At 68.8% G+C, this 11572-nt stretch carries 10 protein-coding genes and 1 tRNA gene; 7 read left to right on the forward strand and 4 right to left on the reverse strand.

Annotated features, from left to right (window positions below; genetic code table 11):
• Positions 1–10 precede the first annotated feature (10 nt).
• The 4 genes from SNA_RS03195 to SNA_RS03210 all read left to right on the forward strand — a co-directional run bounded on the left by SNA_RS03195 (position 11) and on the right by SNA_RS03210 (position 4572).
• Entirely contained in the window at positions 11–262 is a 252-nt protein-coding gene (locus SNA_RS03195) for a hypothetical protein (RefSeq protein ID WP_030066277.1), read from the forward strand.
• A gap of 61 nt (positions 263–323) precedes the next feature.
• Positions 324–941 carry a flavoprotein gene (locus SNA_RS03200; protein ID WP_044362958.1) on the forward strand — a complete coding sequence of 206 codons (618 nt, stop codon included), beginning with the start codon at positions 324–326 and terminating at the stop codon, positions 939–941.
• Positions 942–1018: 77 nt separating this feature from the next.
• Positions 1019–3715: a class III lanthionine synthetase LanKC gene (lanKC, locus tag SNA_RS03205; protein ID WP_030066275.1), complete on the forward strand. Its 2697-nt coding sequence runs from the start codon at positions 1019–1021 to the stop codon at positions 3713–3715.
• A gap of 146 nt (positions 3716–3861) precedes the next feature.
• Positions 3862–4572 (forward strand): GAP family protein, encoded by a 711-nt coding sequence (locus tag SNA_RS03210; protein ID WP_030066274.1) that lies wholly within the window; start codon positions 3862–3864, stop codon positions 4570–4572.
• Positions 4573–5169: 597 nt separating this feature from the next.
• Here the strand turns inward: SNA_RS03210 and SNA_RS03215 are convergent.
• A complete protein-coding gene (locus tag SNA_RS03215) occupies positions 5170–5622 on the reverse strand; it encodes a hypothetical protein (RefSeq protein ID WP_078969634.1) in 453 nt (150 codons plus the stop codon).
• 366 nt (positions 5623–5988) lie between these two features.
• Positions 5989–6062, reverse strand: a tRNA-Gly gene (locus SNA_RS03220).
• Between the two features lie 652 nt (positions 6063–6714).
• On the opposite strand from SNA_RS03220, the gene dcd reads away from it, so the two are divergent.
• The 3 genes from dcd to SNA_RS03235 all read left to right on the forward strand — a co-directional run bounded on the left by dcd (position 6715) and on the right by SNA_RS03235 (position 9729).
• Entirely contained in the window at positions 6715–7290 is a 576-nt protein-coding gene (gene dcd, locus SNA_RS03225) for a dCTP deaminase (RefSeq protein ID WP_030066272.1), read from the forward strand.
• Between the two features lie 143 nt (positions 7291–7433).
• A complete protein-coding gene (locus SNA_RS03230) occupies positions 7434–7931 on the forward strand; it encodes a phosphoribosyltransferase (protein WP_044362959.1) in 498 nt (165 codons plus the stop codon).
• Between the two features lie 172 nt (positions 7932–8103).
• On the forward strand, positions 8104–9729 hold the full coding sequence (locus tag SNA_RS03235; RefSeq protein WP_078969635.1) for a ricin-type beta-trefoil lectin domain protein: 1626 nt from the start codon (positions 8104–8106) through the stop codon (positions 9727–9729).
• A 187-nt stretch (positions 9730–9916) separates the two neighbouring features.
• Here SNA_RS03235 and SNA_RS03240 read toward each other — a convergent pair whose 3' ends face one another.
• Positions 9917–10849: a Yip1 family protein gene (locus SNA_RS03240; protein ID WP_044362961.1), complete on the reverse strand. Its 933-nt coding sequence runs from the start codon at positions 10847–10849 to the stop codon at positions 9917–9919.
• 170 nt (positions 10850–11019) lie between these two features.
• A complete protein-coding gene (locus tag SNA_RS03245) occupies positions 11020–11532 on the reverse strand; it encodes a GNAT family N-acetyltransferase (RefSeq protein WP_044362962.1) in 513 nt (170 codons plus the stop codon).
• Positions 11533–11572 lie beyond the last annotated feature (40 nt).

The raw sequence follows: 11572 nt of genomic DNA on the forward strand, positions 1-11572 counted from the left end.
CGAGGGAATTGTGAACTTCAAAAGGATTCTTGGAATTGCCCTTATCTGCGCCGGAGCCATCCTGGCAATTTTCTTCTGGGACCTTAAGTATCAATGGTTCAAAGGAGGGCCGCTCGGTGTTCTGCTGTTGATCATCGGCGTCATTGACCTGGCCGAGTCCTTCAGGTCCGCCGATCGGAAGAAGTCCCGGGGCATCGTGGGCGAGCTCCGCGACGACCTCGGCATCAACTCGCGACGCCGGGACGACGACCGAAGGCAGTGAGCGGGCCGGGGCGAACGGTGCGGTGAGCCGAAATGCAGCCAGGGGGAAGGATCGTGAACCGATGACCCAGTTCGACAAGAGTGAGACGGCCAGATCGCGAAAGGCAGGCCTGTTCGTCATCTCCACCGGTACGCTCTCCACGGCGCACCTGCCCTTCTGGCTCAATTGGCTGTCAGCGAACCGGCCGCACTACTCGGTGACGGTCGGGCTCACCGACAGCGCCAAGCAGTTCGTTAGTTCGCCCGCCCTCACCGCGCTGACCAAGACACCGGTCGTGCCCAACTCCTGGGACACGGGGGACGGTCTGCGGCCGGTCCACACCGAGATTGCCATCGGGTACGACGGCATTGTCGTCTACCCCGCCTCCGTGGCCTTCCTTTCCGGGCTTGCGGCCGGTTCGGGAACCTCGCCATTCTTCTTGGCTGCACTCGGGACCCGGGCCCCCGTCGTCATCGCCCCCTCGTTCCCGCCGGGCGTGGCGGACAACCCGATCGTTGCCGACGTACTGGCGCGGATCGCGAGCGTGCCCAATTTCCACTTGGTCGCTCCGCACAAGGGCAAGAGCCGGAGCGTCGATGCCGAGGCGGATGTGACGGCGCCGCTGTGGGACGCAATCGGCGTGTTCGAAGCGGCGGCCGAAGCTGTGCCGGTGGGCCCGGTCCCCGCCGAACAGCGGTGACCGACTCTCCGGGCAGGGCGAGCGCGCACAGTAACCGACCACCGCGCACAGCGGCCGACCACACGAGGGAACCGGGCATGGACCACTTCTTCCACACCTTTGCCGACCCCGACTTCTACGAGGACATCGCCCGGTGGCGGTGCCCTCCCGACGATCCACGGTTTCGCAGAATACGACGGGGGCCGGCATCCGTCGCGTACGCCGATGGCTGGCAGTACACGCGCCACGGCATCTGGACCGTCTGCAGCCCTGGGCAGGAACCCCTTGGCAAACAGGGGTGGAAGCTCCACATCGCGGTCACGCCCGAGTCATTCCCGGCTCTACTCGAGAAGGTCTCCGGTTTCTGTTTCTCGCGCCGGGTCCGATTCAAATTCCTGGCCCGGTACGAGTATGCGTGGCTGGTCAACGCCAAGTACGCACCCCGGCCCGTCAGCGGGAAGGGCATCGTCCTCTACCCGGCCGACGAGGACCTGTCGGTCGCGCTGGCCCGCGAGCTGACCGAGTCACTGCGGGATGCAAGAGGGCCGCGGATCCTGTCCGACCTGCAGCTCGACGACACCGTCGTGCATGCCAGGTACGGCGCCTACACCCGCCGGTACTGCCGTGACGCCGTCGGAAAGGTTGCTTTCGCGCTGGAGGACCCCGACGGGCGCCTGGTGCCCGACCGGAGATCGGTTCCGTTCGCGGCACCACCGTTCGTCGTCGTACCCGACGCGTTCAAGGCGCGCCGACCGACGGCCGAGGGGCCGCTGCCGCCGTACCGGGTCGACAAGACACTTCACTTCTCCAACAGCGGCGGCGTCTACCTGGCCACCAACCTGGACGACGACCGACAAGTCGTCCTGAAGGAGGCACGCCCCCACGCCGGTTACGACCTCGTGGGAGGCGACGCCGTCCGGCGGGCCGTTCGCGAGTACGAGGCGATGCGCAGGTTCGCCGACCTGCCGGAGGTGCCTGAGGCGTACGACCAGTTCACCTGGCAGTCCCACCTGTTCACCGCGATGGAGTACGTCCAGGGCGCCACGCTCCAGGAGTGGTGCGCCGCCCACCAGCCCTTCCTGCTGCGCTCCGACCCCTTCGCCCCGCCCGCTCCGGAGGAGGTCCAGGACTACCGGGAGAAGGTCGAGGTGATGCTGGTACGGCTGCGCAAGGTACTCGGAGCCCTGTGGAAGCGGGGGTACATCTTCGGGGACATCCACCCCGGCAATGTGATGGTGACGCCCGAGCTCGACGTCCGGCTCCTCGACCTGGAGGCGTGTCTGCCCGAGACGGAAGCACGTCCGTTCCCCGGCGCACCGGGGTTCAGCGATCCGGCCAGGAGCGGCCGGGACGCCGACGAGTACGCGCTGGGCATGCTGGAGCTCTCCTGCTACCTGCCGCTCACCCACCTCGCCCGCATGGACGGCACAAAGCTGCGCCAGCTCACCGAGGTCGCCCGCAGCAGGTTCGGCCTGTCTCGGAGCTGGGCAGACCGGATCGCGGGTATCGACCCAACACCGGCCGCTGCGCATCCCCACGACGGTCGCCCGGCCGGCTCCGCTTCCTCCAGCCACGTCGAGGAGGCCCTCGGGTTCGAGGCGTGGGCCGCCCGCATCGTGGCCGGCCTGAAGTCCGTGATGGACGATCACCGGCCCGACCGCCTCTTCCCCTGCGACCACACCGGGTTCGCCCTGTCGCCCGTGTCACTCGCCACGGGGGCGGCAGGTGTGCTGTGGGCTCTGCTGGGCACCGAAGACCTCGGCATACAGCCGTCCTCCGACGGAGCGGACTGTCGCGAGTTCGTCACCGCACTGGAGCTGGAGGGCCTCAACGAGCGGATCACCAACTGGATCGTGACGCAGGGCCGCGCCTCCGCAGGGCGGCTCGAATGCGGGCTCTACGACAGCGGATTGGGCGCCGGGTACACGCTCTGGAGGGCTGGGCGAACCGAACACGCCCAGTGGCTGGTGGACGCCGCCCTCGCACGGGACCGCGCATCGTGCGGGCTGAGCCTGTTCAGCGGCCTCGCCGGCATCTACCTGGCGGTGGCGGAGATGTCGGGTGCGGCGAGGCCGCCGGGTGTTGCGGATCGGGACGTGCCTCGGCCCCCCTTGGTACCGGTCTCGCTTGCCGAGGAGATGGGTGCAGAACTTGCGGAGCGGGCGGACCGGTTCGCCATCCGGCTGCGCAAGGCCGGATCCCGTGATGTGTCGCAGTACGGGCTGATGCACGGTGTTGCCGGCGTGGCCCTCGCGGTCCACCGGTACGGCAGGCTCGTCGGCGACGGCTCGGCCCTGCGCCTCGCGCAGGAACTGCTGGAGCTCGAGTTCGCCGCGTACGTCCGCTGCGTGGACGGGTCCCTGCAGTTCAACGAGGCGGAACGGCGGACCCTCGGATACCTCGAAGTGGGATCGTGCGGCAGCGCGCTCGTCCTCGCCGAGCTCACGCAGGACGGCTCCTGGCAACCGTCACACGCATCGATACCGGACCTGATGCGGGCTCTGGGACCCGAACTCATGGTGCAGAGCGGGTTGTTCCGGGGACGCGCGGGGTTCCTGGCCGGGCTCACCTCGCTGTCCGGGGCAGGCCACGGCGAGCGGGCGACTGCCCTTGTCGACCGGCATGTACGCCAGCTGGGCCTGCACGAGATCCGGGCCCGCGGTGGAGGGCTCCACTATCCGGGTTCGGGCAACTTCAAGCTCTCGTGCGACCTGCGCACGGGCAGCGCCGGAGTCCTGACCGGCGTCGCCTTCGCGACTCGCCGCAGAACGGACTGGCTTCCGGGGGTCGCCTGACTCCCGGCCCCGGTGGGACAAAGCCGCCCGCCCGAGCCGCTGATCGTGGCTGATAACCCGTCGGCCCCCTCCGCCCCGGCTCACTCGACCGTGGGGCGCTCGTCGTTCCGTATACCGTTCATGCAACAGCGGAAGGCACGTACCAAGTGGACGTACTCGGCCGGATCCTGCCCTTAGCCCTGCTCGACACCATGAGCGTCTCCACACTGGCGATCCCGATCTGGTTCCTCCTGACTCCGCGCGGGCTGCGGATCGTGAACGTCTTCTGGTATCTGGTGCTCGTCGGTGCCGGGCACCTGCTGTGCGGCGTCGTGCTGATGGGCGCGTTGTCGGCGGTGCGGGACCCGCTACGCTCGGCCCTGGACTCGCCGGTCGGCGACACCGCTATGGCGGTGGCCGGGGTGGCGCTCATCCTGCTGGCCGTCTGGTACGGCTTCCTGCGGCGCCCCACCTCCGGCGAGGGCCGACTGACCCGCTGGCGGGCGTCCGCGGTCGGCGAGTCCGCAACGATGCGGGGCGTGGTTGCCGTCGCGCTCGTCGCCGTCGCCCTGGAAATCGCCACGATGTTCCCCTACATCGCGGCCATCGACATCCTCGGCCGCGGGGACCGTGCCTGGGGCCTGCGGGTCGGCCTCCTCGCGCTGTACTGCCTGGTGATGATCGCTCCGGCGCTCCTCGCGACGTTCCTCCGCTTGATCGCCGAACACGCCGTGCTGCCGGTCCTGCGGGGCCTCGACCGCTGGCTTCGGGAGAACGCGCAGGAGAACACTGCGTGGCTGTTTGGCATCGCCGGCTTCATGCTGCTCTCCAACTCGGAGCTGTTCCGCGGGGTGCTGGCGCAGCTGTCCCACCGCTGACGCGGCCTGAGATTCCCCGAGATGCGGCGCGAGGCGTCAGCAGGTCAGACGGGACTCATGAGCGGACCTTTGACCGTGGCTGCCCCGAGAACGTATCCGCTGGAGTCGCGGGAGCGTCTGGTGCGGGAGGTGTACCGCACCACCGGGCCGAAGCCGGTGATCAAGCAGCTGGCTGCCGAGCTGAGCGTGCATCCCGAGGTCCTGCGCGGCTGGATCCGGAACGAGGCCGCCTCGGCCTTTTTTCGCCCAAGAAACTCGACACAACCCGGCGCAGGTGCAGCCAGGCCGGGCCTGTCTTTGCTCACAAGGGGTGGGGGTGTGCGTCTCGGGGGCCGGGAGGACCGTCATTCCGGTTCGCTCGCGCCATCCGGCCGCCGTGTACTGGCCGACCGGGCCGTGTCCGGACGGCTCGGTCCATGCGTGCTGCTCGACCGGTGGAGGGGAGAAGCGGGCTACCCGGTGGTCCTAGGGGCAGTGCGGCTCTGCTTGCAGTGCGCGAGGCCGCCTGGGACACCAACGCCCTGGTCTTGTCGGTGAAGCTGCTCACCGGTGGATGCCACGGCAGCGGTCTGCGCGCCCAAGTAACGGGGCCATTCCCTAATCTCCTGCCCCGTTGAGGTCACTTCGCATTGTGGTGCGGAGTTCCGCGAAACGGTCTTCCCAGTGATCTCGGAGGTCGAGGTAGTTCTGCTCTGTATGGGTGGTGCCTTCTTCGATCAGGTCGCGCAGGTCCCGCAAAGCGCGAAAGGCCGTGGTGGATGCCTCGACCACGGCTGTGGGGGCTACGAGGGCGATCTGGTATCGCAGTTCGTAGGCATTTCCGTCCCGGAACGCCTCCACGGCTTTACGGGCCCTCTCCTCAAGGGAGGCACTGCGGGAGCGCGCCGCGAGCCGGAGGAGGTTCCTGGTCTGGGCGAGCGCGGCGAGGTAGTCGGCATAGAGCTGACGTCTGACGCTCTGGTCGTTGTCCCGGCGGGTCCGATTCGCCCTCGACCAGTCGGCGGCCAGCGTCGACAGGACGCCGATCAGTGCCCCCAATAGCGTGCTCAACAGTGATCCCCATCCCATCCGCCAAGGCTATGCCGCGCCGGTCGGTGCCGCTTCGGTGCGCTGGCACGTGGCTGGCTCACACAGGCGGCCCTCCTGCCGTACCCCGATGCCACAACACGGAAGGAATTCAAGGCGTTTCGCCGTGGGTTCGACTCTATTGCGCCTCTCGTGCCGTCTTGCCGCAGCCGATGGTCGGCCGGGTTACGTCTCGCGATTCGAGATGGCGGTTGATCAGGTCGACGGGCAAGGGGCCGCCACCGTCAACGCGGTGCACTGATCGGTACGTTGTGGCACGCGAACGGCACGCGGCCCCGAAGCGGTCCAGGCAACAAACAAGCCCCAGGCCACTGACCTGGGGCTTTCGTATGGAGCGGGTGACGGGAATCGAACCCGCGCTCTGAGCTTGGGAAGCTCATGTTCTACCATTAAACTACACCCGCGTGATTCGCTCGGATTCAGAGCGAAGCATCGTCGCACACTCTACCCCATCGCTCCCCGTCGGTGCATTTGGCCTTTCCGGGGCGTGGGGAGCGCGCAAGGGGAGCCCCGGGGGAGGGTCTTCGGAGGGGCGTGGCGGAGTGGTGTGGGACACGGTCGTCGGGGCGGGATGCGGCTGCGGGGTGCGGGAGTTGGGGCGTACGGTTGGGGCTCGGAGTGCCGCGTGTGGTGGCGCCCAGTTCATCCCCTAATGTGGCTTTTGTTGTCCACGCAGTTGGGAGAGGGACTTGATGGAGCGCACCGTCGTACGTTGTGCCGAGGGCCACGTGTTCAGCACCGCTTCTTTCCCCATGCAGACCACCGAGCGGCTCGGTCCGGGACGGCTTCTGCGGTGCCCGCGCTGTGCTCGGCTGCGGCAGTCGGTGCCCGTCGGGTACGCCAAGCGGTAGCCGGCGGAGCAGACGGCAGCGAGCAGAGCAGGCAGGGCAGAGCAGAGCGGGAGAGGCCCGGAAGAGCCGGGCGAGTGGTACGAGCAGAGCCGGGGGAGTGGCTGTAGAAGTAGCAGGAGCTGGATGAGAGGAACGGGCCCGGTCCCCCAGGGGGCCGGGCCCTCGCCGTGCGGTGGGGGTGATGCGGGCGCGTATCCTCGTGTGCGTGCTTCTCTCAGACAAGGACATCCGGGCCGAGATCAAAGCTGGTCGGGTGTGCATCGACCCCTATGACGAGTCGATGGTGCAGCCGTCCAGTATCGATGTGCGCCTCGACCGCTACTTCCGGGTGTTCGAGAATCACCGCTACCCGCATATCGACCCCGCCGTTGAGCAGCCCGATCTGACCCGGGAGGTCGTTCCGGAGGGGGAGGAGGCGTTCATCCTGCACCCCGGCGAGTTCGTGCTGGCCTCGACGTACGAGGTCATCAGCCTGCCGGACGACATTGCCTCCAGGCTCGAAGGCAAGAGCTCCCTGGGGCGGCTGGGGCTGCTGACGCATTCGACGGCCGGTTTCATCGACCCCGGCTTCAGCGGGCATGTGACCCTTGAGCTGAGCAATGTGGCCACGTTGCCGATCAAGCTGTGGCCGGGCATGAAGATCGGGCAGCTGTGCATGTTCCGGCTGACCTCGCCGGCCGAGCACCCGTACGGCAGTGAGCGGTACGGCTCCCGCTACCAGGGGCAGCGCGGTCCGACGCCGTCCCGGTCCTTCAAGAACTTTCACCGTTCGCAGATCTGAGCTTCGGCGGACGGAAGATCCGTAGGGTCGGAGACGTACGGGGGATCCGTACGGGCAAGACGTACGGGCGAGACGTACGGATGACGGCAGTGGATGGCGACGCCGGCGGTGGACGCGGGCGACAGAAGGTCTGAGAGATTTACGTGAGCGGTGTACGGGAGAACCTGACCTACGAGCGGTTCGGCGGGGCGATCCGCGACCTGGCGCAGACGATCGCGGACGACGGGTACGAGCCCGACATCGTGCTGTCGATCGCTCGCGGCGGTGTCTTTGTCGCGGGCGGTCTGGCGTACGCGCTGGACTGCAAGAACATCCACCTGGTGAATGTGGAGTTCTACACCGGGGTGGGCACCACGCTGGAGATGCCGGTCATGCTCGCGCCGGTGCCGAATGCGATCGACTTCTCGGAGAAGAAGGTCCTGATCGCCGACGATGTGGCGGACACCGGTAAGACGCTGAAGCTGGTGCACGACTTCTGCCAGGGGACCGTGGCCGAGGTCCGTAGCGCCGTGATCTACGAGAAGTCGCAGTCGCTGGTGAAGTGTGAATACGTGTGGAAGCGCACGGATGACTGGATCAATTTCCCGTGGAGCGTCGAGCCGCCCGTCGTACGCCGGGAAAACCAGGTTCTCGACGCGTGAAAGGCGCTCGCGGGCGCGCGCTGAGGTTTGTTGTTTGTCAGTGAGTTGACAGGTGGGGCGGCCGCCCCTGCGTTCGTCTGCGCATCTTCCGGCCAATTCCGTTCCGGGTGTTCCACCGGTGTCTACCTCCGAGTAAAAACCGGCGGTAACAGCAGACCGGAGGGGAGGCCCAATGGTGCATGCGGGAACGTCGAGACGGCAGCGCAGGCCGCGGTGGTCGGGCAAGCAGGGACGGGCGGAAGTCGCGCGGCCGGCGGGATTACGGCGGTGGTGGCGGCTCGGTGTGGGGATCGCCGCAGGTGCGCTGGTCGTGGCCGGGGTCGGCGGGGCCACGCCGGTCCTTGCCGCGCCGGGGGCCCAGGCGCGGGCCGTGGCCGGGAAGCCGCTGCCGCCCGAACTGGAGAAGATCCGGGCCGCGGAGGCCACCGCGCTGTACGGCGACGCGGCGGAGCGGCCGGTCGGTGAGCGGAAGACCTCGTTGATCTCGCTGGGGGACAGCGAGATTTCGGGTGAGGGCGTCGGCACGTACGAACCGGGAACCGACGGGCCGAACAACTGGTGCCACCGGTCGCCGGATTCCGCGATTCACCGGACCGGAATCGCCGCGGACGTGACGTACAACGTCGCCTGCTCCGGCGCCTACAGCGGCAATATCCGGATCGGCGGCACCAAACAGTATCCGGATGAGCTGGTGCAGAGCGATGCGCTGGCGATCAAGGCACGTAATACCCGGCTGAAGATGGTGCTGCTGGTCGCCGGGGCCAATGACGATCTCCAGTTCGGGCCGGTGATGACGGACTGCGTCGAGCGGTGGTTCCTGCTCCAGGGGACCTGCGAGCCGAAATACGAACCTGGCTGGCAGGCGCGGGTCGACGGGCTGGTGCCGAAGGTCGAGCAGACGGTGAGCGATCTGCGGACCGTGATGCGGGACGCGGGATATGCGGACGGCGACTACCGGCTCGTGGTCATGTCGTATCCGAGCCCGATCGGGCCGGATGTCGAGGACAATCCGCATTTCCCGGGGAAGCTGCCCGGGGGGTGCACGGGATATACGTCGGATGCCGGGTGGGGGCGTAATGCCGCGGTGCCCGCGTTCGAGAAGGGGATGCGGAAGGCCGCGCACGACAGCGGGGCGGTCTATCTCGATGCCTCGCGGCTTTTCCACGGGCACGAGGTGTGCATGGAGGATCCCTGGGCCCGCGGGCTATGGGTCAACATCTCCAATCCCTTCCCGCCGGACGCGAATTCGGTACGGCAGTCCTTCCACCCGAATGTGCGCGGGCACGGTGCCTTCGCCTCGTGTCTGACCCAGCTGTACACGGCCGCCTCGGCGACGGGCCTGCGGGAGGCGTCCTGCGCCGACCCGGGGAGCAGCGGGCGGCCGACGCTGTATCCGCTGGCCTGGGACGACGCCTACCAACCGCTGAAGAACGCCGGGACGGGCAGCTGTGTGGACGCGACCGGTGCATCGAGCCGTAACGGGACGGCGGTCGGCGGCTGGGACTGCAACGGGCAGCGCAACCAGAGCTGGTGGTACGACCCGGCCGCCGGGCAGAAGTCGCTGCACGTGGGGCTGACCCAGGACCGGTGCCTGGATGTGCCGGGCGGGCGCTACGACCCGGGGGCCGCGCTGGTGCTGTGGGACTGCTCGGGCGCGGCCAACCAGCAGTTCGTCCGGGACGGTGGCGGGACGGTCCGGCCGGCCGCGGCGCCCTCGCTGTGCCTGACCCTGGACGGCGCGAAGGAGCCGCTGCGGCTGCGGGCGTGTGGGGGGTCGGCGGGCCAGCGGTTCGCCTGAGGGGCGGAAGGTGCGCGGTCGGTACGCGGACGGGTAGGTCCGGGGCCGGGTGTGTCCGGGCGAGGTGTGCCCCCGGGCCAGGCGTGCCACAGCGTAGGCCGAGGGCCCGCTACGGAGCTTCGTAGCGGGCCCTCGGGGTGCGGCCTTTCGCGCGAGAGGCCGTAAGGGAAGGCCGGACAGGCGCGGGTTACAGCGTGCCGAGCTTCACCAGGCCCAGCACGGCGACCAGCTGGATGGCGGAGGCGCCGAGCGCCTTGGGCCACGGCAGGTCGTGCGACTTGCTGACCATCGAGGTGAGCAGGAAACCGGTCGCGAGCCAGGTCAGCCAGCCCAGGACCTGGACGAAGGGGCTGTCGCCGCCGAGGAACATCGCGAACAGCAGGCGGGGTGCGTCCGGGATCGTCATGATCAGCATCGACAGGCCTATGGTCGGCGCCCAGGCGCCGTCGCCGCCGAGCTGCCGGGCCATGGTGTGGGTCACCGCGCCCAGGATCAGGCTGCCGACGATGAACATCGCGGCGGTGATCAGGACCCAGGGGATGCTGTTGGCGAGTGTGGCGTTGAGCACATCCTCGCGGGCCTTGTCGAAGCCGAAGACGGCGAGCAGACCGTAGAGGAAGGTGACGGTCAGCGCCGGTCCCCAGACCGTGTGGTCGCGCATCTGCCAGAAGGTGGGCGTCGGGCGCAGCACGATGCCGGGCAGCAGCTGCTTCCAGTGCAGCCGCGGGCCGGCCGGCGGCGCGGTGGCCTGGCCGGCGCGGTAGGTGCCGCCGTCGCCGTACTGGTCGTCGGGGCCGGCACCGTCGTCGTACGAGCCCTGGGACCGGCCGTAGGCGTCCGGGGCCTCGCCGATGCTGAACTGGCGGGTGCCGCCGGGGCTGTTGTCCTGGGAGTACGGCGCATTGGCCGCCTGCCGGGGGTCGTAGCCGCCGTCGCCGAAGTACTCCGGCTCGCCCTGCCCGCCCTGCTGCGCCGCCCCGTACGGCTGTGACGCCTGCCACTGCCCGTGCGGGGGCGCGGTGGGGCGGCCGTACGGTCCTTGCTGTCCGTACGGAGCCTGTTGCCCCTGGTGCGCCTGCTGTCCGTCCTGCGCGGTGCGGGGATCTCGTCCTCGACCCATCCTGAATCCAGCCACGTCTTCGAAAGTACCTGGTCCGTGACGATTAGGTGGCCGGGCCAGAGAGTGGGCGGGGGTTTGCTGCTGAGCTGTGACATCCCTTAGGGGAAGAGGTCGGGGGAAACCCTGAGGGAGGGGCGGGGGTCCCCTACGGGGTGGTCGCCTCCGCCGGGTCAGTTGCCGTCGTCGCCGTCGTCGCCCCCGGCCGGCGTCCAGCGCAGGGTGAGTTCCGGGAGGTTCTCCATGTTGTCGCTGCCGTCGCCGGTGGCGATGACCGTGAAGCCGTGGTGGGCGTAGAACGCGCGGGCGTCGGTGTTGAGTTGGAAGACGTGCAGGGTCAGGCCGTCGGGGCTCAGCCGCTGCGCTTCGGTGAGGAGACGGGTGCCGATGCCGGTACGGCGGCAGTCCGGGCTGAGGTAGAGGTGGTCGAGGAGGTCGCCCCGTACGCACGCGTAGCCGAGGATCTCCGGGCCGCGGGCCGCCACCAGGGTGTGGGACTGCGGCAGCACGATCTCGCGGATCCAGCGGGTGATCTCGTCGTGGGTGCGTTTCCGCGGCGGGAGGTAGGGCATGGTGGCGCGCCGGGACTCCGCGTGGACGGCGGCTATCGCGGAGGCGTCGGCGGGCCGGGCGGGGCGGATGCGGAGGGGCGGGGGCGCGGCGGTGTGGGGGGTGTCCGTGTCCATACGGTCATGGTTGGGGCGGCGGGAGTTGGGGGCAACCGGA

Origin of the sequence: Streptomyces natalensis ATCC 27448, assembly GCF_000935125.1 — a bacterium.
Lineage (GTDB): Bacteria > Actinomycetota > Actinomycetes > Streptomycetales > Streptomycetaceae > Streptomyces > Streptomyces natalensis.

What these genes read in the sequence shown, in the direction of transcription:
- SNA_RS03200 (WP_044362958.1), top strand. Translation starts at nt 324, where the DNA reads ATGACCCAGTTCGACAAGAGTGAGACGGCCAGATCGCGAAAGGCAGGC.
- lanKC (WP_030066275.1), top strand. Translation starts at nt 1,019, where the DNA reads ATGGACCACTTCTTCCACACCTTTGCCGACCCCGACTTCTACGAGGAC.
- SNA_RS03235 (WP_078969635.1), top strand. Translation starts at nt 8,104, where the DNA reads ATGGTGCATGCGGGAACGTCGAGACGGCAGCGCAGGCCGCGGTGGTCG.
- SNA_RS03240 (WP_044362961.1), bottom strand. Translation starts at nt 10,849, where the DNA reads ATGGGTCGAGGACGAGATCCCCGCACCGCGCAGGACGGACAGCAGGCG.
- SNA_RS03245 (WP_044362962.1), bottom strand. Translation starts at nt 11,532, where the DNA reads ATGGACACGGACACCCCCCACACCGCCGCGCCCCCGCCCCTCCGCATC.